This is a genomic window from Streptomyces sp. P3 (genome assembly GCF_003032475.1).
In the GTDB taxonomy this organism is placed as follows: domain Bacteria; phylum Actinomycetota; class Actinomycetes; order Streptomycetales; family Streptomycetaceae; genus Streptomyces.
The window spans coordinates 2,136,572-2,158,939 of the sequence record NZ_CP028369.1; the positions used below are offsets into that span (position 1 = coordinate 2,136,572).

A 22,368-nucleotide genomic window follows, 5' to 3' on the forward strand; every position below is an offset into this window, starting at 1 on the left:
CTCGACCTGGTTACGGTACGCGCGGCTACGCCATCCGGTCAAACCGGCGGTCACTGGGAGACACTGTCCACAGCCTGGGGACAACAACTTGAACCGTACCCGTCGCCCTGACTACCGTGACTGGACTCCGATTCGTTCCTTTGTCCCTGCCCCCGCCCGAAATGAATCCCGACCGTCCCACACTCACACGTTCGTGGGACCCACGAGAGAGCGTGCCCTGTGGCTGACGTGCCTGCCGATCTTGCCGCAGTGTGGCCACGAGTACTGGAGCAGCTCCTCGGGGAGGGACGCGCCCAGGGCGTCGAGGTGAAGGACGAACGCTGGATCCGCCGCTGCCAGCCGCTCGCGCTGGTCGCCGACACCGCCCTGCTGGCCGTGCCGAACGAGTTCGCCAAGACCGTCCTGGAAGGCCGTCTCGCGCCGATCGTCAGTGAGACGCTGAGCCGCGAGTGCGGCCGCCCCATCCGCATCGCGATCACCGTCGACGACTCGGTCGGCGAACCCCCCTCCCCGCCGGCGCCCCCCGCACAGCAGCACGTGCGCTACGACGAGCCGGAGCCCCCAGCCGGGCCCTACGACGGTCAGGACGGCCGGTACGAGTCCGGGAACCAGTCCGCCTACGAAGGCCGCTACGAGGGCTACGGCCGCCACCGCGCCGACCAGCTGCCGCAGGGGCCCGGCGACCAGCTGCCGGGTTCGCGCGCCGACCAGCCGCCCGGCTCCCGCCCGGACCAGCTGCCCACCGCGCGCCCCGCGTACCCGTCGGAGTACCAGCGCCCCGAGCCGGGCGCCTGGCCGCGGCCGCAGCAGGACGAGTACGGCTGGCAGCAACAGCGGCTCGGCTTCCCGGAGCGCGACCCCTACGCGTCACCCTCGTCCCACGACTCCTACGGCGGGCCCCCGGCCCAGGACCCGTACGGCTCGCCCTCACAGGACTCCTACGGCCCGCCGTCGCAGGACTACCGTCCCCAGCCTGTGGACCGTCCGCCGTACGACCGCAAGCGCTCGGAGTACGAGCCGTCGCGCTCCGACTACGACCAGCGCGACCCCGGCCGGCGTGAGCTGTCCGAGCCGCCGGCCGGTCCCGGGCACCCGCACCGCGGCGGTCCGGCCGGCCCCGGCCAGGGCGGCGCGGGCGGTTCCGCGGGCCCGTCCTCGCAGTCGCCGGCGACGGCCGGTCCCGGCGAGCCGACCGCGCGACTGAACCCGAAGTACCTCTTCGACACGTTCGTCATCGGCGCCTCCAACCGGTTCGCGCACGCGGCCGCCGTCGCCGTCGCGGAGGCGCCCGCGAAGGCCTACAACCCCCTGTTCATCTACGGGGAGTCGGGCCTCGGCAAGACGCACCTGCTGCACGCCATCGGACACTACGCGCGGAGCCTCTACCCGGGCACGCGCGTGAGGTACGTGAGCTCGGAGGAGTTCACCAACGAGTTCATCAACTCCATCCGGGACGGCAAGGGCGACAGCTTCCGCAAGCGGTACCGCGAGATGGACATCCTGCTCGTCGACGACATCCAGTTCCTCGCGGACAAGGAGTCGACGCAGGAGGAGTTCTTCCACACCTTCAACACGCTCCACAACGCCAACAAGCAGATCGTGCTCTCCAGCGACCGGCCGCCCCGGCAGCTGGTGACCCTCGAGGACCGGCTGCGCAACCGCTTCGAGTGGGGCCTGACCACCGACGTCCAGCCGCCGGAGCTGGAGACGCGCATCGCGATCCTGCGCAAGAAGGCGGTGCAGGAGCAGCTGAACGCCCCGCCGGAGGTGCTGGAGTTCATCGCCTCGCGGATCTCCCGCAACATCCGTGAACTGGAGGGCGCGCTGATCCGGGTGACGGCGTTCGCGTCGCTCAACCGGCAGCCGGTGGACCTGGGCCTGACGGAGATCGTCCTCAAGGACCTGATCCCCGGCGGCGAGGACTCCGCCCCCGAGATCACCTCGACGGCCATCATGGGCGCGACCGCCGACTACTTCGGCCTCACCATCGAGGATCTCTGCGGCACCTCGCGCGGGCGCGCGCTGGTCACGGCCCGCCAGATCGCCATGTACCTGTGCCGCGAGCTGACGGACCTGTCGCTGCCGAAGATCGGCGCGCTGTTCGGCGGCCGCGACCACACGACCGTGATGCACGCGGACCGCAAGATCCGCAATCTGATGGCCGAGCGGCGCTCCATCTACAACCAGGTGACCGAGCTGACGAACCGCATCAAGAACGGCTGATCCGGCCGGAGATCGCGTCGCCGTACGCACCGAGGGCGCCCCTGGAAGAAGCTTCCGGGGGCGCTTCTCGTCGTGCTGCGGGTGCGGTTCCGGGGAGGAGTTCCGCGGGGCACACGGACGATCGCCGGGCGGCCGTCACCACCGTCCGGCGGCCGCCCGCAGCCCCTCCAAGGCCCGCACGACCACCGCCCGCGACCCCTTCGCACCCCCTCGCGGCCCGACGGCGACCCCTTCGCGGCCCGACGGCGACCCCTTCGCGGCCCGACAGCGACCCCTACGCGGGCGTTCCGAGGTCTCTCGCGGCACATCCGCCCGTCGTACGCCGGCCGTACACCGCTCACCCACTGTTCGAATAAGAGCCCGGGTTACGGCCTCTCTCCACAGATTCGGTGACTTTCTCCCGTCCACACCCTGGGGACCGGGAAGTTGTTCAGACTGTGTCCACAGACGAACGAGCCGAGGGAGGATCTCACCAGGTCACCTGGCTGTGGATTAGTGGACAAAGGATATCCACAGGCTGTGGATAAAGAAACGGTCCACAGCCTGTGCACGGAGTTGTCCACGGACCGCCCACAGGCTGCGGCCAGTTGTCCCCAGCGATCTTGGGCTTCTCCACACGTCTGTCCACTGTTCGGCAACTCGGCGCGCGTTCTCACCGGCTCGAGTGAAAGGCGTCACACGAAGGTGCCGGAGCGCCCTGTGGGAAACGGCGCCAAACCTGGGGACGGCGCTGGGGAGAACTCGCCCCTCCCTGTGCACGGCGTGTGCAGAACTTTCTGTTCTCCACAGAAGGCCCAAGTTGTCCACCGGCTCCGCCCACAGGGTCGGTGGACAAAATATCGCCTCTGAGCTGCGAAAACGCAGTTATCCACCGTTTCCACAGCCCCTACTACTACTCCCGACTAGAGAGAGCGAGAAATCCGTTTAGAAGGGGGTCCTGTGCACAACTCGCTCTTCGGTGCCCGGCTGCCCCTCGTCACGACTTGACCCCGAGGGGCACCTACTGTCAGTGCGGTGCGTCAGACTGGTCCCCGGTGGTCCTGCCCCACACCGGGGCCGACCACACCGAGACAGCGACGGAAGCCAGGCAGGGCGAGAAGCGCCGGCAACAGCAGGAGGCGGCAAGAGTGAAGATCCGGGTGGAACGCGACGTACTCGCGGAGGCCGTGGCCTGGGCGGCGCGCAGCCTCCCGGCCCGCCCGCCGGCGCCGGTCCTCGCCGGCCTGCTGCTGAAGGCGGAGGACGGGCAGCTGAGCCTGTCCAGCTTCGACTACGAGGTCTCCGCCCGGGTCTCGGTGGACGCCGAGACCGAGGAGGAGGGCACGGTCCTCGTCTCCGGCCGGCTCCTCGCCGACATCTGCCGCGCCCTGCCCAACCGCCCGGTGGAGATCTCCACAGACGGTGTACGGGCGACGGTGGTCTGCGGTTCCTCGCGGTTCACCCTGCACACGCTGCCGGTGGAGGAGTACCCGTCGCTGCCGCAGATGCCGAACGCGACCGGCACGGTCCCCGGCGAGGTCTTCGCCTCCGCGGCCGCCCAGGTCGCCATCGCCGCCGGGCGCGACGACACGCTGCCGGTGCTGACCGGCGTGCGCATCGAGATCGAGGGCGACACCGTCACGCTCGCCTCCACCGACCGCTACCGCTTCGCCGTCCGCGAGTTCCTGTGGAAGCCGGAGAACCCCGAGGCCTCCGCGGTCGCCCTGGTGCCCGCCAAGACGCTCCTGGACACCGCCAAGGCCCTCACGAGCGGCGACAGCGTCACCCTGGCCCTGTCGGGCGGCGGCTCGGGCGAAGGCCTGATCGGCTTCGAGGGCGCGGGCCGGCGCACCACGACGCGCCTCCTGGAGGGCGACCTCCCGAAGTACCGCACGCTGTTCCCGACCGAGTTCAACTCCGTCGCCGTGATCGAGACCGCCCCCTTCGTGGAGGCCGTCAAGCGCGTGGCGCTGGTCGCGGAGCGCAACACCCCGGTGCGGCTCAGCTTCGAGCAGGGTGTGCTCATCCTGGAGGCCGGTTCCAGCGACGACGCACAGGCTGTGGAGCGGGTCGACGCCCAGCTCGAGGGCGACGACATCTCGATCGCCTTCAACCCGACCTTCCTGCTGGACGGCCTGAGCGCCATCGACTCCCCGGTCGCCCAGCTCTCCTTCACGACGTCCACCAAGCCCGCGCTGCTGAGCGGCAAGCCCGCGCTGGACGCGGAGGCGGACGACGCCTACAAGTACCTGATCATGCCGGTGCGGCTGAGCGGCTGAGCGGTCGGCGGCCCGGTCGCCCGACGTCGTCCACAGGCTGTGGCCGAACGGTCCCCGGTCTGTGGACGAAGCCGCAGGTGAGCGACGAGATGGGTGGTACGTCTGAGCGCGTATGCCCACAGGTGTGCGTGAGGGTCCGGGTTTAGGCTCGGACCGGGGCACGAGGTGCCTCACACGCCACACAGCGACCTAAGGAACAACTGATGGAGCTCGGTCTCGTCGGCCTCGGCAAGATGGGCGGCAACATGCGCGAGCGGATCCGCCGCGCCGGCCACACCGTCGTCGGATTCGACCGCAACCCGGACCTCGCCGACGTCCACAGCCTCGAAGAGCTGGTGGGCAAGCTCAAGGGCCCGCGCGTGGTCTGGGTGATGGTTCCGGCCGGCGCCGCCACCCAGTCGACTGTCGACGAGCTCGCCGAGCTGCTGGAGCCCGGCGACGTCGTGGTGGACGGCGGCAACTCCCGCTGGACGGACGACGAGAAGCACGCCGAGGAGCTCGCCGCCAAGGGCATCGGCTTCGTCGACTGCGGTGTCTCCGGCGGCGTCTGGGGCCTGGAGAACGGCTACGCGCTGATGTACGGCGGCGAGGCGGAGAACGTCGCCAAGGTGCAGCCGGTCTTCGACGCGCTCAAGCCCGAGGGCGACTTCGGCGCGGTGCACGCCGGCAGGGTCGGCGCCGGCCACTTCGCCAAGATGGTCCACAACGGCATCGAGTACGCCATGATGCAGGCCTACGCCGAGGGCTGGGAACTGCTCGAGAAGGTCGACTCGGTCACGGACGTGCGCGAGGTCTTCCGCTCCTGGCAGGAGGGCACGGTCATCCGGTCCTGGCTGCTGGACCTCGCCGTCAACGCCCTCGACGAGGACGAGCACCTCGACAAGCTGCGCGGCTTCGCCCAGGACTCCGGCGAGGGCCGGTGGACGGTCGAGGCGGCCATCGACAACGCTGTGCCGCTGCCCGCGATCACGGCCTCGCTGTTCGCGCGGTTCGCCTCCCGGCAGGACGACTCGCCGCAGATGAAGATGATCTCCGCGCTGCGCAACCAGTTCGGCGGCCACGCCGTCGAGAAGAAGTAATCCACAGGGTCGCCCCGCGATCCACAACCCTGGGGGAGGTCGGGACACGACCATGCACGTCACGCATCTGTCGCTGGCCGACTTCCGCTCGTACGCCCGGGTCGAAGTTCCGCTCGACCCGGGCGTCACCGCTTTCGTGGGCCCCAACGGGCAGGGCAAGACGAACCTCGTCGAGGCCGTCGGCTACCTCGCCACCCTCGGCAGCCACCGGGTCTCCTCGGACGCGCCCCTGGTCCGCATGGGCTGCGACCGCGCGATCGTCCGGGCGCAGGTCAGACAGGGCGAGCGGCAGCAGCTGATCGAACTGGAGCTGAACCCGGGCAAGGCCAACCGGGCCCGCATCAACAGGTCGTCGCAGGTCAGACCCCGTGACGTGCTGGGCATCGTACGGACCGTGCTGTTCGCGCCGGAGGATCTCGCGCTGGTGAAGGGCGACCCCGGCGAGCGTCGGCGGTTCCTCGACGAGCTGATCACCGCGCGCTCCCCGCGGATGGCGGGGGTGCGCTCGGACTACGAGCGGGTGCTCAAGCAGCGCAACACGCTGTTGAAGTCCGCCGCGCTCGCGCGCCGGCACGGCGGCCGTTCCATGGACCTGTCGACGCTCGAGGTGTGGGACCAGCACCTCGCGCGCGTGGGCGCCGAGCTGTTGGCCCGGCGCCTGGACCTGGTCGCCGCCCTCCAGCCGCTCGCCGACAAGGCGTACGAACAGCTGGCGCCCGGCGGCGGGCCCGTGGCCCTGGAGTACAGGCCGTCGGCGCCGGGCGAGGCGCACACGCGTGACGACCTCTACGAACAGCTGACGGCCGCCCTCGCGGAGTCCCGCAAGCAGGAGATCGAGCGGGGCGTCACCCTCGTCGGGCCGCATCGGGACGACCTTCTGCTCAAGCTCGGACAACTGCCCGCCAAGGGGTACGCCTCGCACGGCGAGTCCTGGTCGTACGCGCTGGCGCTGCGGCTGGCCTCGTACGACCTGTTGCGGGCGGAGGGCAACGAGCCGGTCCTGGTGCTGGACGACGTCTTCGCCGAACTGGACGCCCGCCGGCGGGAGCGGCTGGCGGAGCTGGTCGCGCCCGGCGAGCAGGTGCTGGTGACGGCCGCGGTCGACGACGACGTGCCCCATGTGCTCGCCGGAGCGCGGTACACGGTGTCCGAGGGGACGGTGGTGCGCGTATGAGCGCCGCCGACGAGCCCGCGCCGAAGCGGGCGCCCGAGCCGTCCGGCGTCGACCTCGCGCGCGTGGCGCTCAGGGCGGCGCGGGAGCAGGCACGCGCGCGTGGGGACGCGGCGCAGCAGAAGAAGCAGGTCCGGCGCGGGGCGGGGCTGCGCTCAGGGGCGCGCGCGGACGGCCGCGACCCGATGGCGCTGGGCGCCGCGATCAACCGGCTGCTCAACGAGCGCGGCTGGGAGGCGCCGGCCGCGGTGGGCGGCGTGATGGGCCGATGGCCGCAGATCGTCGGCGAGGACGTGGCCAAGCACTGTGTGCCCGAGAGGTACGACGACGAGGAGCGGACGCTGATCGTGCGCTGTGACTCGACGGCCTGGGCGACGAACCTGCGGCTGCTCGCCCCGACGCTGGTGGCGCGTCTCAACGAGGATCTGGGGCACGGCGCGGTGCGGTTGATCAAGGTGCTGGGCCCGGGCGGCCCCGTGCGCCGCTACGGCCCCCTGAGGGCCCCCGGAAGCACCGGTCCGGGCGACACCTACGGGTGAGGTGCGTCACGTCTTCGCAAGGCCGGGCGGTCCTGTCGTGACCGCCCGGCCTTCGTTTCGCGCGCCCGCGCACGGGCGCGCGCGGTGACCTGACTCCCAAGTAGCCAAGGGTTGACATCCGAAAGCGCTGAGTGCCGCTGTGAGCCTCTTGGAGCCCCCTTCTGTATATCGGGACCCGGAAGACGCCGGTTGAGGGCGGCACATGCGGACTCAGGTACCGGCAAACCCCCATCAGTGTCAGTGCTACCGGTAGACTGGAAGCCAATCCCGCCCCGAACGTGGGGACCGCCCGGGAGAAGTCGAGCAACGCTGATCAAGGCTGACCAACGCAACATGCCGCAGCCGCTCCGGCAACCCTCCCCGGAGGGGTCCCCAGAGCCTGGCTAGTGCTGTGCCAGAAAGGGCGCTTCGTGGCCGATTCCGGCAACCCCAACGAGAACATCCCGTCCACCGACGCCGGCGTGAACAGCGGGGCGAGCACCTCGAGCCACGAGGTCACCGCCTCCTACGACGCCAGCGCCATCACCGTCCTCGAGGGTCTGGACGCGGTCCGCAAGCGACCCGGTATGTACATCGGCTCGACCGGCGAGCGCGGTCTGCACCACCTCGTGTACGAGGTCGTCGACAACTCGGTCGACGAGGCCCTGGCCGGCCACGCGGACACCATCGACGTGACGATCCTCGCCGACGGCGGCGTGCGGGTCACCGACAACGGCCGAGGCATCCCGGTGGGCATCGTGGCCTCCGAGGGCAAGCCGGCCCTCGAGGTCGTGCTGACCGTGCTGCACGCGGGCGGCAAGTTCGGCGGCGGCGGCTACGCGGTCTCCGGCGGTCTGCACGGCGTCGGCGTCTCCGTCGTCAACGCCCTGTCGAGCAAGGTCGCCGTCGAGGTCCGGACCGACGGCCACCGCTGGACGCAGGACTACAAGATGGGCGTCCCCACGGCGCCGCTGGCCAAGCACGAGGCCATCGAGGAGACCGGTACGTCGGTCACCTTCTGGGCCGACGCCGACATCTTCGAGACCACCGAGTACTCCTTCGAGACGCTGTCGCGGCGCTTCCAGGAGATGGCGTTCCTCAACAAGGGCCTGACCATCAAGCTCACCGACGAGCGCGAGTCGGCGAAGGCCACCGCCGGGGCGGACGAGGCGGGTGCGGACGAGAAGGACGAGGTCAAGACCGTCACGTACCACTACGAGGGCGGCATCGTCGACTTCGTGAAGTACCTCAACTCCCGCAAGGGCGAGGCGGTGCACCCGACGGTCATCGACCTGGAGGCGGAGGACAAGGACAAGAGCCTGTCCCTCGAGGTCGCCATGCAGTGGAACAGCGGTTACAGCGAGGGCGTGTACTCCTTCGCGAACATCATCCACACGCATGAGGGCGGCACGCACGAGGAGGGCTTCCGTGCGGCGCTGACCAACCTGGTCAACAAGTACGCGCGCGACAAGAAGCTGCTGCGCGAGAAGGACGACAACCTCACGGGCGACGACATCCGCGAGGGCCTGACGGCGATCATCTCGGTCAAGCTGAGCGAGCCTCAGTTCGAGGGCCAGACCAAGACCAAGCTGGGCAACACGGAGGCCAAGACCTTCGTCCAGAAGGCGGTCTACGAGCACCTCAACGACTGGCTGGACCGCAACCCGGTCGAGGCGGCGGACATCGTCCGCAAGGGCATCCAGGCGGCCACCGCGCGCGTGGCGGCCCGCAAGGCGCGCGACCTGACGCGCCGCAAGGGCCTGCTGGAGTCGGCGTCCCTGCCGGGCAAGCTCTCCGACTGCCAGTCGAACGACCCCACCAAGTGCGAGATCTTCATCGTCGAGGGCGACTCGGCCGGCGGCTCGGCCAAGTCCGGCCGCAACCCGCAGTACCAGGCGATCCTCCCGATCCGAGGCAAGATCCTCAACGTCGAGAAGGCGCGGATCGACAAGATCCTGCAGAACCAGGAGATCCAGGCGCTGATCTCCGCCTTCGGTACCGGGGTCCACGAGGACTTCGACATCGAGAAGCTCCGCTATCACAAGATCATCCTGATGGCGGACGCCGACGTGGACGGCCAGCACATCAGCACCCTGCTGCTGACCTTCCTGTTCCGCTTCATGCGGCCGCTGGTCGAGGCCGGGCACGTGTACCTCTCCCGCCCGCCCCTCTACAAGATCAAGTGGGGCCGGGACGACATCGAGTACGCGTACTCCGACCGCGAGCGCGACGCGCTGATCGAGATGGGCCGTCAGCGCGGAAAGCGGGTGCGCGAGGACTCCATCCAGCGCTTCAAGGGTCTCGGTGAGATGAACGCCGAGGAACTGCGCGTCACGACGATGGACCAAGAGCACCGCGTCCTCGGCCAGGTCACCCTCGACGACGCCGCCCAGGCCGACGACCTGTTCTCGGTCCTCATGGGCGAGGACGTCGAGGCGCGCCGCGCCTTCATCCAGCGCAACGCCAAGGACGTCCGCTTCCTCGACATCTGAGTCGGTCTCAGCTGACCGCGTCAGAAAGGATTCCCCCCAGCAATGACCGACGAGAACACCCCCGTCAGCCCTGAAGAGGGCGGCGACATCGTCATGCGCATCGAACCCGTCGGGCTCGAGACGGAGATGCAGCGCTCGTATCTCGACTACGCGATGTCCGTCATCGTCTCGCGTGCGCTGCCGGACGTCCGTGACGGCCTCAAGCCCGTCCACCGCCGCGTCCTGTACGCCATGTACGACGGCGGCTACCGGCCCGAGCGCGGCTTCTACAAGTGCGCCCGCGTGGTCGGCGACGTGATGGGCAACTACCACCCGCACGGCGACAGTTCGATCTACGACGCGCTGGTGCGCCTCGCGCAGCCGTGGTCGATGCGCATGCCGCTGGTGGACTCCAACGGCAACTTCGGCTCCCCGGGCAACGACCCGGCGGCGGCCATGCGGTACACCGAGTGCAAGATGGCGCCGCTGTCGATGGAGATGGTCCGTGACATCGACGAGGAGACCGTCGACTTCACGGACAACTACGACGGCCGCTCCCAGGAGCCGACCGTCCTGCCGGCCCGCTTCCCCAACCTGCTGATCAACGGCTCGGCAGGCATCGCGGTCGGCATGGCGACCAACATCCCCTCGCACAACCTGCGCGAGGTCGCGGCCGGCGCCCAGTGGTGCCTGGAGAACCCGGAGGCCTCGCACGAGGAGCTCCTGGACGCGCTGATGGAGCGCATCAAGGGACCCGACTTCCCGACCGGCGCCCTGGTCGTGGGCCGCAAGGGCATCGAGGAGGCGTACCGCACGGGCCGCGGCTCGATCACCATGCGGGCGGTCGTCGAGGTCGAGGAGATCCAGAACCGCCAGTGCCTGGTGGTCACGGAGCTGCCCTACCAGGTCAACCCCGACAACCTCGCGCAGAAGATCGCCGACCTGGTGAAGGACGGCAAGATCGGCGGCATCGCGGACGTCCGCGACGAGACGTCCTCGCGCACGGGCCAGCGCCTGGTCATCGTGCTCAAGCGGGACGCGGTCGCCAAGGTCGTGCTGAACAACCTCTACAAGCACACCGACCTGCAGACGAACTTCGGCGCCAACATGCTGGCGCTCGTCGACGGCGTCCCGCGCACGCTGTCCCTGGACGCGTTCATCCGTCACTGGGTGGCGCACCAGATCGAGGTCGTCGTCCGCCGGACGAAGTTCCGGCTGCGCAAGGCCGAGGAGCGGGCGCACATCCTGCGCGGCCTGCTGAAGGCCCTGGACGCCATCGACGAGGTCATCGCGCTGATCCGGCGCAGCGACACCGTCGACATCGCGCGCACGGGCCTGATGCAGCTGCTGGAGATCGACGAGATCCAGGCCAACGCCATCCTCGAGATGCAGCTGCGCCGACTGGCCGCCCTGGAGCGGCAGAAGATCATCCAGGAGCACGACGAACTCCAGGCGAAGATCACCGAGTACAACGCGATCCTCGCCTCGCCGGTCCGCCAGCGCGGCATCGTCAGCGCCGAACTCGCCGCGATCGTCGAGAAGTACGGCGACGACCGCAAGACGATGCTGGTGCCCTACGACGGCGACATGTCCATCGAGGACCTGATCGCCGAGGAGGACATCGTCGTCACCGTCACGCGCGGCGGTTACGTCAAGCGCACGAAGACGGACGACTACCGGGCGCAGAAGCGCGGCGGCAAGGGCGTGCGGGGAGCGAAGCTCAAGGAAGACGACATCGTCGACCACTTCTTCGTCTCCACCACGCACCACTGGCTGCTGTTCTTCACCAACAAGGGCCGTGTCTACCGGGCGAAGGCGTACGAACTGCCGGACGCCGGGCGGGACGCGCGCGGTCAGCACGTCGCGAACCTGCTGGCCTTCCAGCCGGACGAGGCGATCGCCGAGATCCTCGCGATCCGCACCTACGACGTGGCGCCCTATCTGATCCTGGCCACCAAGGGCGGCCTGGTGAAGAAGACGCCTCTGAAGGATTACGATTCGCCGCGTTCCGGTGGCGTCATCGCGATCAACCTCCGTGAGACGGAGGACGGTTCCGACGACGAACTGATCGGAGCCGAACTCGTCTCGGCGGACGACGATCTGCTTCTGATCAGCAAGAAGGCACAGTCGATCAGGTTCACCGCCACGGACGAAAGTCTGCGGCCCATGGGCCGTGCCACCTCGGGCGTCAAGGGCATGAGCTTCCGCGAGGGAGACCAGCTCCTCTCGATGAATGTTGTTCGACCCGGTACGTTCGTGTTCACTGCCACAGACGGCGGGTACGCGAAGCGGACCGCCGTCGACGAGTACCGCGTCCAGGGTCGCGGTGGCCTCGGCATCAAGGCCGCCAAGATCGTCGAGGACCGTGGCTCCCTCGTCGGCGCGCTGGTGGTCGAGGAGACCGACGAGATCCTCGCCATCACGCTGGGCGGCGGTGTGATTCGTACGCGAGTCAACGAGATCAGGGAGACGGGCCGTGACACCATGGGCGTCCAACTGATCAACCTGGGCAAGCGCGATGCCGTCGTCGGCATCGCCCGTAACGCCGAGGCGGGGCGCGAGGCGGAAGAGGTCGACGGCGGGATCGCCGTGGACGACACCGCCGAGGCGACCACGACCGCCGGCACGGACGAGGGTGAGTCGCCCTCGGCCGAGTAGCACGAGGAGAGAGTCATCGTGAGCGGAGCCACGGGCGCCGGTACGTCTGCCGGCACGGGCAAGAACGGCGGCGGCCGTGGCTCCGCCGCATCGGCGGGGGACGCGCGGACGACCGACGCGCGGGGTGCCGGGGGCGCCGAGGGGCGGGTGGCCGACACCCACACCACCCAGCTGAAGGCCATCAAGGCCCCTGCCGCCGACTCGGCCTCGCCCTCCACCGGCCCGCAGCCGCCCAAGGGGTCCCCTGGATCCTCCGGCGCGCAGGCCGCCCAGACCTCTCAGGCAGGATCCAAGGGCCCTCAGGGGACCCAAGGGGGAACCGTGACGGACACCCGAGGCGCGCAGGGCAAGCAGGAGGCGTCGCCGCTTCCCGGCGAACGGCAGTCTCCGCAGCCGGCGGGGCCGTACCACCCGCCGCAGGCCTATCCCACCCAGGCGCCCCCGGGGGCCGGCACGGTACGCCGCCCGCGGACGGGGGCCCGCACCACGCCCCGCGTGCGCAAGGCGCGGCTGCGGGTGGCGAAGGCCGACCCGTGGTCGGTGATGAAGGTCAGCTTCCTGCTCTCCATCGCGCTGGGCATCTGCACGATCGTCGCGGCGGCCATGCTGTGGATGGTCATGGACGCCATGGGCGTGTTCTCGACGGTCGGCGGCACCATCTCCGAGGCGACCGGCTCGAACGAGTCGAACGGCTTCGACCTGCAGTCGTTCCTGTCGCTCCCCCACGTCCTGATGTTCACGTCGATCATCGCGGTCATCGACGTCGTCCTCGCGACGGCCCTCGCGACGCTCGGCGCGTTCATCTACAACCTCTCCGCGGGCTTCGTCGGCGGCGTCGAACTGACCCTCGCCGAGGACGAGTGACCTCGCTCGTCAGCACGGTCGCGCACCACGGCCGAGGCCCCGTGACTATCGATTTTGGGACTGCCCGCGTCGTGCGCTAATCTTCAGGAGTCAGCGCGCGGGACACACACCGCAGAGCGCGGCGGGGCTATAGCTCAGTTGGTTAGAGCGCATCCCTGATAAGGATGAGGCCACAGGTTCAAATCCTGTTAGCCCCACCAGCCAGAAGACCCCCGGACCATCGGTCCGGGGGTCTTTTGACACCACCATCTGACACCAACGGCGGTGGACGCCGGCGGTCAGCCGATCAGCGGGTCCTCCAGCAGCTCGGCGAGCATCGTCACAGCCTCCCGCTCACTGTCCCCCACCACGTGGGTGTAGACGTCCATGGTCATGCTGATCTGACTGTGCCGGAGGATCGCCTGAGCGACCTTGGGATGCACCTTCAGGAAGGCCAGCAGGGTGCCGCAGGTGTGCCGGGCGAGCCGGACGGTGATGCGGCGGACGCCGACCCGCTTCACGAGGCGATCGAAGGTCCGGGAGAAGCCTGTCGGGTCGATCATGCCGCCGTGCTCCGCGGAGAAGATCAGATCGTGCCCGTCCTGCTGGGCCCAGTGAGCACCGGCGATCTTCCGTTCCAGCTCCTGGAGCTCCCGCCGCTCCTCCAGGACGCGGGCGCAGAACTCAGGCAGCGGGAGCACTGCCTGTGACGACTCAGTCTTGAGGTCTTTGAGGACCAGGCCGACACCCTTCTCGCGCTGCACCTGCTTGACCGGGGTGAACCGGCCGGCCTCGAAGTCGATGTCCTGCCAGCGCAGCCCCAGGACCTCACTGCGGCGGAGGCCGAGGACGAGCACCAGGACGCAGGCCGCGTAGAGGCGGTGTGCGCGGACGGAGCGGAGGAACGCGATCGCCTCCCGGGCATTCCACGCCGTGCCCTTGTCCTTGGAGACCTTGGGCATGTCGACCAGGAGGGCGACGTTGCGCGTCAGCAGTTCCTCACGCATGGCCCGGTTGAGCGCGTTACGGAGGACGCGGAGCACCTCGAAGCGGGTGGCCGCGCCTACCTTCTCCCGCTTCAGCACGGCCATGAAGGCCCGGAGCTGGGCCGGGGTGAGCTTGACCAGAGGCTTCTTACCGAGCTGGGGCAGCAGGTACAGCCGCACCTTCGACTCGTACTTGACGTAGGTGTTGTGCTCGCATTCCGGCTCCACGATGTGCTCAAGCCAGTAGCTCAGCCACTCGCCGAGCGACCAGGAGCGGGACGGCACCGGGACGCCGTTGCGCTCCTGGTCCTGGAGCTTGCCGAGCTTTTCGTTGGCGTCGTCCCACGTGGCCCCGTAGACGGTCTTCCGGACGCGGTTGCCGTCCGTGTCGGTGACGTACGCACGCCCCATGTACCGGCCGTCAGCCCGCTTTGAGATCGTGCCCCCGCCGTTGGGCCGCCTCCTGGCCATCAGGCCGCCTCCCCGATCCCCCGGCGGATGAAGTCGCGTACGGCGTCGTCCGGGATACGGCGGCAGCCGTCGACCTTGATGGAGACCAGGCGGCGAGTGCGGATGAGGTCGTAGACCTTGGTGCGGCCGACCTTGAGCCGGGACATGACCTCAGGAACGGTGAGCAGTTCAGGGGCGGCGGTGGTCATGCTGCGGCTCCTTCCGGGGCGGTCTGGTGGTCGGGTCGCCCGTCGCTGCTGAGGCTGGCTGAGAGCCAGGCTTCGGCGTCGGAGAGGCCGGTGCCGGCGAAGGCCCAGTGGGCGAGGACGTAGGTCGTCTCGGGTCCGGTGTCGGTCGCGTTGGCTGCGGCTTGTGCGCGTTGCCATTCGGCGCGGGCGTCTCGGAGTGCGCCGAGGGTGGTGGAGTAGCGGCGGGACTTGGTGGAGAAGTGGCCGCGGAAGCCGAGCATGTGGGCCCAGGCGCGCAGGCGGAGGTCTTCCAGGTCCTTACGTGCGCCGAGCGCCCAGGCGGTTCGGATGAGGCGGCGGGCATGCTCGCTGATGTCGAGCTGGGCGACTTCGGCGACGAACTTCAGCGGCCGGTCGAGAGCTCCCGTTGCCGTCTCCGCGCCCTTGGTGGCGTACTTGGCGATGTAGGCGGCGACGGCGCGTTCGGTGAGCTCCTGGCCGTCGTTGAAGTCGGCGGACCGGATGGTGCGGACGTCGAGTTGGCGGCCGAAGGCGAAGGCATGGGTGCGGTTGTCGATGGTCGGGCCGTCGACGCGGACCTTGGTCGCGGCAGCGTTGATGGCGTCGGTGAGCAGCTCGGCGGTGGCCCAGGCCGGGGGCGGAGTTTCGCCGCCGCCGGGACCGTCGAGGCGTATGACGGCGTGGAAGTGGACCGCGCCGCGCTTCTGGTACTCGGCGACCTTGGCGAAGGAGACGCGGGCGTGGTCGCGGAGCTCCCGCTGTGACAGGCCGGCGCGCTTGCCGACTTCGCGGCGCAGGTACGTCGAGAAGCGCCGCCAGAGGGGACCGGCGTGCGCGTTCCAGAGGACGGCGGCCTCGTAGTCGTAGGTGCCCGGGTTGAGCGGGGTGCCGAGCGCCTCGTCCTCCTGGTCGTGCCGGACTCCGCAGCGGCAGGGGCGGCCGTCGGTGCGGCGGTTGTGGACCGGGCCGAAGCCGGGGGCGGTGAAGGTGGCGAAGACGCGGGGGTGGGTGGCGACGTGTTCGGGGGTGCCCTTGCCTCCGCGCAGTCCGGCGGTGATCAGTTGGAACGTGTCGCGGCGGTAGACCTCGGAGCAGGCCGGGCAGCGGGTTGTGCGGCGGTTGTTGCAGCGGACGAGGAGTTGGCCGGCCGGGAGGTCCGAGGAGTCGAGGTGGCGGAGGATGCGGCCGATCTCGCCGGTTGTGGTGTCGACGTCGTATTCGGTGCGGTGGCCGTCGAGGCGGATGGGGTGGGTGCAGCCGCCGAGCCCGGAGAGCTGCCGGAGGATACCGGGCAGGGTGCCGCCGGATGCGAGCTTGCTGAGTTCCGGGAGAGGGGGCGGGGTGGCGCGGGCGAAGATGACGGTTCTCCTTCTGACGGGCACTTCAGGAGGGGTGGGCCGCCGGGGCGGCGGATGAGTGGCTGGGTCACGCCGCCCCGGAGGTCTGGCCGCAGATCAGCGGCGGTGGTGGTCGCGGAGCAGGGAGCGCAGGACCACGGCGGCGACGGCGACCGAGATGGCCGTGACGGCGACGGCGGCCAGGAGCGCGGTGAGGACGACTCCGCCGACGAGCACGGCCGCCACGGTCTTCTGATCGAGGGAGACCGACGGGAGCGAGCGCCGGACCGGGGCGGGTGCCGGGTCGGTCGGGGTGTGCGTGTGTGCGGGCGGCGGGGTGGGGTTCTCCGGGTACTTGGGCAGGAACATGACCGGGATCTCCTGTCTACTCGTCTAGATGTGTTGGCCGTTTATGACGGTCACGCCAGAGCGCGTGCCGGACTCGATGGCGGGGGCGAGGAAGGTGTGCGAGAGCCAGAAGCCGAAGAGGGCGATCAGGACGACGATCCAGGTCCGGACGCCGAGGTACTTGACCGCCGCCCAGGCGAAGAAGCCGAGGACGACGACGAGCGGGAGGTTGAGGGTCACGGGGTGCGGGTCCTTTCAGCGGACGGGGCAGCGGTGGGTGCGGGCGGCCAACTCGGCGGCGGCGCGGCTGTCGTAGTCGGCGGAGAAGTTGCAGCGGGGGGCGGTGCAGGCGGCAGTGTGCTTCTCACGGCCCCGGTGGTCGTAGGCGGTACCGACCTGCACGGGGCCGATGCGGGTGACGTTGCGGAAGCGGCGGTTCGCGGACATCGGGCTTCCTCTCAGAGGTGGGCGGCGATGGCGTCGGCCATGGGCGCCGGGACGCCGAGGCGGGCGCGCAGGGTCGGGGTGTCGATCGGGGCACCAGTGCGGGTGTGGTGCTCGGCGGCGACCTTGCGGGCGTGGTCGATTAGGGCGGCCGGGACCGGGACGGCGGGTTGTTCCGGTGATGCCTCGATGGCAGGTCGGTCGGGCGGATCGGGTGTGGGTTCAGGCCGTTCGGGTTCGTCCTCCTGGTCCTCGGTCGTCTCCACGGCCGCAGTCGTCTTTGTGGGCGAGTGTGCGAGGAGGGTGCCGCCGAGGAAGGCGACGGCGGGCCAGCCCGCGACGAGGATGCGCAGCCAGGCCGGGACGTCGCCGAGGTCGAGGAGGCCGGCCGTGGCGACGTTCGCGCCGAGGGAGGCGGCGAGCGCGATGACGAACCAGCACCAGGCCGCACCCTTGGACGACCCGGAGCGCAGTCGACGCCAGGCGGCGACGAGCAGCAGGTCTACGGAGACGGGGTAGGCCCAGGCTTTCCAGCCGTCCTGTCCGGCCGCCACGGCGACGTCGTGAATGTGGGCGAAGGACAGCGCGGCAGCGATGAGCGCTTGTACGAGCACCGCGTCTACCCGGGCCAGTTGGGCGCGCATGAGGGCGTCTCCTTCCGGGTTCAGGCATGGGAGGGGTAGGGACGTGGCGCGAGGCGGTCACGCCGACCGGGGTGGGAGTGGGCTCAGTCCGTGATGGGGCGCGGCTGGACGACAGGCCCCGGTTGTTCGACGGGCGGCGATACGGGCACGTAGGGCCGGAAGGGCTTCAGCGCGGGCAGGTCCGGCACCAGGTGGGCTGTCTCCCGGCAGGCGTCGGCGGCGTCGCCGAGGGAGAGATACGGGGTGCGGATGCGGGACCAGCCGCCGGAGGTGTCGCCCGCGACGGCGAGGCCGGGGCGTTCTGCGGGGATGGCGCAGGCGGCGAGGACCGCTTCCGGCGCGATGTCGCCCAGGGCCATCTTCGCGGAGGCTTCATCGTTCACGCGGTGGCAGACTCGGCCGGTGAGCTGGGCCCGGAGCATGGTCGCGCCCTTGCCGAGTTCGGCCCCGAAGCGCTGCCCGCAGACTTCGAGGTAGATGCCGGCCGCGCGGCCGAGCTGGGCGAGGCGGATGAGCTGGGTGACCATCTCGTCGCGCCGTTCTTCGTCCTTGCGGGTGGCGGTCAGGAAGAGTTCGGCCACCTCGTCGACGAACAGGACGACGGGCACGGGCCGTTCGCTCTCGGGCAGGCCCCAGATGTCCGAGGTGATCTCTTCCTCAGGGGTGCTGGGAGCGATGCCCTGCCGGGCTTTGATCAGGTCGTATCGGTCCTCCATTTCCTTGACCAGGACAGGCAGGAGCTCTGCGGCCTCGTCCGGGTCGGTGGCGAGCGCCGACAGGCGCGCGGCGAACGGGGCCAGCTCGACGCCCCGTTTGCAGTCGATGCCGACCAGTGCGACGTTCTGCGGGGCGAGTCCGGAGACGAGATGGCGCAGGTACATGGACTTGCCCGACAGCGTCGCGCCGAGGGTCAGTTGGTGGGGGACGGCCCGGTAGTCGCGTACGAAGGGCATGGCGTCTTCCCTCAGCGCGACCGGCACCGTGATGAACCCGCCGTCGATCTTGCGAGGCATCCGCACCTTGCGCAGGACGTCGAAGCCGACCAGCCGCAGTTCGACGACGCCCGGCTTGACGGTGGTGACGTAGACGGCGTGGACGCCCCAGGCGTGCCGCAGCCGTTCGGCCGAGGCTGCGACGTCGGCAGGTTCTTGCCCCGGCGCGAGGCGGAGGCGGAGCCGTAAGCCGGTCGAGGTGGGCCGGATGATGCCCCGGCGGGGCGGGACGGGCCGCACCTCCCGCCGGGTGGTGGCCTTGACGGCGAGGATGCGCAGCCGGGACGGGGCGACGGTCAGGCCACAGGCTTCCATGACCGAGGCGTACGAGCTGAGCAGCCGGACAGTGGATATCGGCCCGCCGACGGCGGACCAGTACAGGGCCGGGTGGTTGGCCCGGGTGTAGGCGGCCCCACCGCCGAGCGCGGCGACAGGACCACCCACCTCCAGAAGTGTCGCGAGATCGGTCATCAGGCCGTGGCCCCCATGGCGGCCGGGAAGGCGGCCGGGGTGACGGCGGCGGCGCGGAAGGCGATGCCGTGACGCTGCTGCCCGTTGAACACTGACTCCCACGGCCGGGCGACGAGCCCCGGCAGCGAGACCGGCGCACCGAGGTTCAGCCCCTCCGAGACACCGCCCTCCGGGACGGTGACCTTGATCAGCGAGGACTCCCCGTCCTCGATGTAGACGACGCCCATGGTCATCAGCGCCTCGCCGCTGACGGCGTCCTTGGCGATCTCGCCCGTCTGTCGGTCGCGGACCTTCGGCTCGGGAGCCTCCGTCAGGAGGATCGTCGCGGCAGAGGTCTCGACACGGATGGTACGCACAGTTGCGTTCCTATCTACTCGTCTATACAAGATGCGATCTGCGAACCCGATTTCCCGGGCTCACGACGATCACTCTGACACACAACTTGCCCACTCGTCTATACGAGTAAGCGTGTTGGGGTGTACGAGTCGAGGAGGCACCCCCGCGCACCACCGCCCCTCACCCGCTCACGTGGCCGGGAGCTGGTACGACAGGACGTAGGCGTCCGCCGCCATGACCGTGTCACAGACCTCTACGGGCCGCTTCTCGGTGTCGAAGGCGGTCCGGATCAGGTGGATCACGGGTACGCCGGCCGCCAGTCGCAGAGTGCGCACCTCGTCCGGCGAGGGCATCCGCGCGCGGATCTCCTCCTCGAAGTGGTCGAGGCGGTGACCCAGCTCTTCGAGACGGGCGTAGATGCCGCCGGGGCCGGGGTTCGGTTCGGCGATCTGCGTGCCGCGGGCGATGTCGAGCGGCAGGTAGGAGGTGGCGAACTCGACCGGCCGACCGTCGAGGAGGTAGCGGCGCCGACGTGCGAGAACCCGCCGCACGGAACCGAGCCGCGTGGAGATGTCCTGACTGGCCTTCTCCTCCTTCACCTCGAGGCTGTCGACCTGGGGGTGACTGCCGACGGTGTCCGCCTCGACGATGAACGCGGACTTCCCCTGCTCACGGTGACGACGGGCGAAGCGGTCGGAGGCGAGACGCCGTACGGGCGGACGTGGCCGGACGAAGACGCCCTTGCCATGCTCGGCGTGGACCAGGCCTTCCCCCTGGAGGATGGAGAAGGAGTTCCTGACCGTCATGCGGGATACCCCGTAGTGGTCGACGAGCTCAGCTTCCGAGGGGAGTTTCTCGCCTTCCCGGAATCGCCCACGGTCGATGGCGTCACGCAGCTGGTCGGCGATCTGTCGGAAGACCGCACGATCACTCGTGGGGTCGAGATCACCGAGCAGGCCCGAGGAAAGAGGGCTCACGTGTGTACTCCTTTAGGTATCTAGACGAGTGGGCGAGTGCTTGTTGCTACGGTGGAGAGCCTAGCCATCCGAGAGGGCCGAGGAACGTGAGCACAGAACGCCCGCACTCCGTCAGCGTGGCCGGGGTCGTCGTCGACGCCCAGGGCCGGGCCCTCCTGATCCAGCGCCGCGACAACGGTCACTGGGAACCGCCGGGCGGCATCCTCGAACGCGAGGAGACCGTTCCTGAAGCCCTTCAGCGCGAGGTCCTCGAAGAGACCGGCATCAAGATCGCGCTTCCCGCGACCCTCACCGGCATCTACAAGAACATGACGGGCCTGATCGTCTCGCTGGTCTTCCGCTGCGAGGCGGCCGACGGCACGCCGACCACCGGCGACGAGACCCGCGCTCTGCGTTGGGTCACCCGTGAAGAAGTCTCCGAGCTCGCCGACGAGGCGTACGCGATCCGCGTCATAGACGCTCTGGACGCGGCGTCCCCGCCGGCCATCCGCGCCCACGACGGCGTGAAACTCGTCTAGCCCGAACCCGCTGCACATGGCGGCCTACCTGCATAAAGGAACTTGTATGCACGAGTATACGAGTACTCCCCGGGTCTGGGGACTGTCTTGCCCAGGATTCCCGGAAGAGGTCAGCCGGGCCCGCCGCTGGACGCGCGATGTCCTGCGTGGCTCCCCTTTTGCCGAGGACGCCGAGCTGATCGTGAGCGAGCTGAGCGCGAACGCGATCCTCCACACCGCCAGCGGCTCGGAGTCCGGCAGCTTCCACCTGGCCGTAGCCGTCTCGACGCAGGTGGTCGCGGTATCGGTGACGGACGACGGAGGCACGGGCACGGCCCCCAAGGTCGAGCACCAGGACCAGGACGCCGAACACGGTCGAGGACTCGGGATGGTCAGCGCGATCGCCCACCGGGTCGTCGTCCACGACAGCGGCGGCGGTCACACGATCACGGCGGAGCTCTTCACGAACGTACGCCGAGGAGGACACCCGTGCTGAAGGCGATGACCAGGCCCGGCTTCTGGTGCGAGTGCTGGACGCAACGGCTGGACGGACGACGCCCGCCGGCGCTCTTCGGATCCTTCGACGCGTACTCGGCGGTCGAGGCGAACAACTGGGTGGCGACGATCCTGCGCACCATCTCGCCGGCCCTCGATACGGCCGCTTCTCAGGAGGCGTGGACGCGACTCCAGGACGACCGCATCGACACGAGGCGAGCCCTCTTGCGCCGGGAGCCCTGGACGGTGTCCATCACGCACGTCAGCACACGCATCACGTGGACGGTTCGACCAGCGCTCTTCCTGCCGATGGCACACCGTCGGATCAGGGAACTTCCCTCGTGCGCGTACGACTTCAAGCCTCACAGCCCCCGAGTGGCCAACTGAGTTACAACTTTCTCTACTGGTTCAAGGCGGCTCGCTCCGCTCCCCGCGCGCGGCCCGGACCCCGGCCGGGCCTGCGCTCCTGCCTTCGTCCCGCTCCAGCCCGGCCGGGGTCCGTACCGCGCAGAGGTGGAGGAGCCGAAGATGGTGAGCGAGTACCGCACGCGAACGGCCATGGTCAGAGCAATGCCTCCGGCGGGGGATCGGCCGGCACCGGGATGGAGGGGGCACCGTTCCCGACTGCGGGTCCGTAGTGGCGTGCGCGGGGAGCTCTCGTCCCGTCCACCGCCGACCCAGGCGGAGCCGAGCAGACGTGGTTCAGGGGCGTCAAGGTCGTTCGTACAGTGGCGCGCTCCACCTTGACGCCCCTGAACCACGCCCGCTCCACGGTGTGTGGGTCGACGGCGGACGGGACGAGAGCTTGGGTGGTTGATGGCTCAGGCTGTGCAGGTCAAGTGACCGAGGCCTTGGGCGCGATGAAGTTCAGCCCATGGGCGATGCCGACATGCGCAATCCTTGCGCTGCCGAGCTGATCAATCGCGTCGAGACGACATCTGTGCAGGTCCGGTGCCCTTAA

The 22,368-nt window shown here is 69.5% G+C and carries 21 protein-coding genes and 1 tRNA gene; 12 read left to right on the plus strand and 10 right to left on the minus strand.

All coding sequences use genetic code 11. From position 1 onward, the window contains the following. The first annotated feature begins 219 nt into the window (after positions 1 to 219). The 9 genes from dnaA to C6376_RS09575 all read left to right on the plus strand — a co-directional run bounded on the left by dnaA (position 220) and on the right by C6376_RS09575 (position 13,442). Entirely contained in the window at positions 220 to 2,223 is a 2,004-nt protein-coding gene (gene dnaA, locus C6376_RS09530; RefSeq protein WP_107443026.1) for a chromosomal replication initiator protein DnaA, read from the plus strand. A 1,127-nt stretch (positions 2,224 to 3,350) separates the two neighbouring features. Continuing rightward, positions 3,351 to 4,481, plus strand: a complete 1,131-nt coding sequence (gene dnaN / locus C6376_RS09540) for a DNA polymerase III subunit beta (RefSeq protein WP_057576638.1) — start codon at positions 3,351 to 3,353, stop codon at positions 4,479 to 4,481. A gap of 203 nt (positions 4,482 to 4,684) precedes the next feature. Further along, complete coding sequence (gene gnd, locus C6376_RS09545; RefSeq protein WP_107443028.1) at positions 4,685 to 5,560, plus strand: phosphogluconate dehydrogenase (NAD(+)-dependent, decarboxylating); 876 nt, start codon at positions 4,685 to 4,687, stop codon at positions 5,558 to 5,560. Positions 5,561 to 5,612: 52 nt separating this feature from the next. Then, positions 5,613 to 6,734 (plus strand): DNA replication/repair protein RecF, encoded by a 1,122-nt coding sequence (gene recF / locus C6376_RS09550; RefSeq protein ID WP_107443029.1) that lies wholly within the window; start codon positions 5,613 to 5,615, stop codon positions 6,732 to 6,734. Beyond that, positions 6,731 to 7,270 carry a DUF721 domain-containing protein gene (locus C6376_RS09555; protein WP_057576640.1) on the plus strand — a complete coding sequence of 180 codons (540 nt, stop codon included), beginning with the start codon at positions 6,731 to 6,733 and terminating at the stop codon, positions 7,268 to 7,270. Before recF ends, C6376_RS09555 begins: the two co-directional genes overlap by 4 nt. 410 nt (positions 7,271 to 7,680) lie before the next feature. After that, positions 7,681 to 9,741: a DNA topoisomerase (ATP-hydrolyzing) subunit B gene (gene gyrB / locus C6376_RS09560; RefSeq protein ID WP_216825582.1), complete on the plus strand. Its 2,061-nt coding sequence runs from the start codon at positions 7,681 to 7,683 to the stop codon at positions 9,739 to 9,741. Positions 9,742 to 9,783: 42 nt separating this feature from the next. Further along, a complete protein-coding gene (gyrA, locus tag C6376_RS09565; protein WP_107443031.1) occupies positions 9,784 to 12,378 on the plus strand; it encodes a DNA gyrase subunit A in 2,595 nt (864 codons plus the stop codon). Positions 12,379 to 12,396: 18 nt separating this feature from the next. Next, a complete protein-coding gene (locus C6376_RS09570) occupies positions 12,397 to 13,242 on the plus strand; it encodes a DUF3566 domain-containing protein (RefSeq protein WP_107443032.1) in 846 nt (281 codons plus the stop codon). Between the two features lie 123 nt (positions 13,243 to 13,365). Next, a tRNA-Ile gene (locus C6376_RS09575) sits at positions 13,366 to 13,442 on the plus strand. A gap of 78 nt (positions 13,443 to 13,520) precedes the next feature. On the opposite strand, the gene C6376_RS09580 is transcribed toward C6376_RS09575, so the two are convergent. The 10 genes from C6376_RS09580 to C6376_RS09625 form a co-directional block, all read right to left on the minus strand. Further along, positions 13,521 to 14,618, minus strand: coding sequence for a site-specific integrase (locus C6376_RS09580; RefSeq protein ID WP_254075889.1), 1,098 nt, complete (start codon positions 14,616 to 14,618; stop codon positions 13,521 to 13,523). Positions 14,619 to 14,677: 59 nt separating this feature from the next. Continuing rightward, positions 14,678 to 14,866, minus strand: coding sequence for a helix-turn-helix domain-containing protein (locus C6376_RS09585; protein ID WP_107443034.1), 189 nt, complete (start codon positions 14,864 to 14,866; stop codon positions 14,678 to 14,680). Then, entirely contained in the window at positions 14,863 to 16,161 is a 1,299-nt protein-coding gene (locus C6376_RS09590) for a replication initiator (protein WP_107448864.1), read from the minus strand. The genes C6376_RS09585 and C6376_RS09590 overlap by 4 nt, the downstream gene beginning before the upstream one ends. Positions 16,162 to 16,320: 159 nt before the next feature. Then, positions 16,321 to 16,572, minus strand: a complete 252-nt coding sequence (locus tag C6376_RS09595) for a SpdD protein (protein WP_107443035.1) — start codon at positions 16,570 to 16,572, stop codon at positions 16,321 to 16,323. 24 nt (positions 16,573 to 16,596) lie between these two features. Next, a complete protein-coding gene (locus C6376_RS09600; protein WP_037684464.1) occupies positions 16,597 to 16,791 on the minus strand; it encodes a hypothetical protein in 195 nt (64 codons plus the stop codon). A gap of 15 nt (positions 16,792 to 16,806) precedes the next feature. Further along, a complete protein-coding gene (locus C6376_RS09605) occupies positions 16,807 to 16,998 on the minus strand; it encodes a mobile element transfer protein (protein WP_079661311.1) in 192 nt (63 codons plus the stop codon). An 11-nt stretch (positions 16,999 to 17,009) separates the two neighbouring features. Then, entirely contained in the window at positions 17,010 to 17,639 is a 630-nt protein-coding gene (locus tag C6376_RS09610; RefSeq protein WP_107443036.1) for a DUF2637 domain-containing protein, read from the minus strand. An 83-nt stretch (positions 17,640 to 17,722) separates the two neighbouring features. Continuing rightward, positions 17,723 to 19,102 (minus strand): FtsK/SpoIIIE domain-containing protein, encoded by a 1,380-nt coding sequence (locus C6376_RS09615; protein WP_107443037.1) that lies wholly within the window; start codon positions 19,100 to 19,102, stop codon positions 17,723 to 17,725. Continuing rightward, positions 19,102 to 19,458, minus strand: a complete 357-nt coding sequence (locus C6376_RS09620) for a hypothetical protein (RefSeq protein WP_107443038.1) — start codon at positions 19,456 to 19,458, stop codon at positions 19,102 to 19,104. Before C6376_RS09620 ends, C6376_RS09615 begins: the two co-directional genes overlap by 1 nt. Before the next feature lie 168 nt (positions 19,459 to 19,626). Further along, complete coding sequence (locus tag C6376_RS09625) at positions 19,627 to 20,415, minus strand: GntR family transcriptional regulator (RefSeq protein ID WP_107443039.1); 789 nt, start codon at positions 20,413 to 20,415, stop codon at positions 19,627 to 19,629. 86 nt (positions 20,416 to 20,501) lie between these two features. Between C6376_RS09625 and C6376_RS09630 the strand changes: the two genes are divergently transcribed. The 3 genes from C6376_RS09630 to C6376_RS09640 are packed head-to-tail and all read left to right on the plus strand — an operon-like array spanning position 20,502 to position 21,794. Continuing rightward, positions 20,502 to 20,933 (plus strand): NUDIX hydrolase, encoded by a 432-nt coding sequence (locus C6376_RS09630; protein ID WP_107443040.1) that lies wholly within the window; start codon positions 20,502 to 20,504, stop codon positions 20,931 to 20,933. 46 nt (positions 20,934 to 20,979) lie between these two features. Beyond that, entirely contained in the window at positions 20,980 to 21,408 is a 429-nt protein-coding gene (locus C6376_RS09635; RefSeq protein WP_107443041.1) for an ATP-binding protein, read from the plus strand. Beyond that, complete coding sequence (locus C6376_RS09640; RefSeq protein WP_107443042.1) at positions 21,402 to 21,794, plus strand: hypothetical protein; 393 nt, start codon at positions 21,402 to 21,404, stop codon at positions 21,792 to 21,794. Before C6376_RS09635 ends, C6376_RS09640 begins: the two co-directional genes overlap by 7 nt. The last annotated feature ends 574 nt before the right edge of the window (positions 21,795 to 22,368 follow it).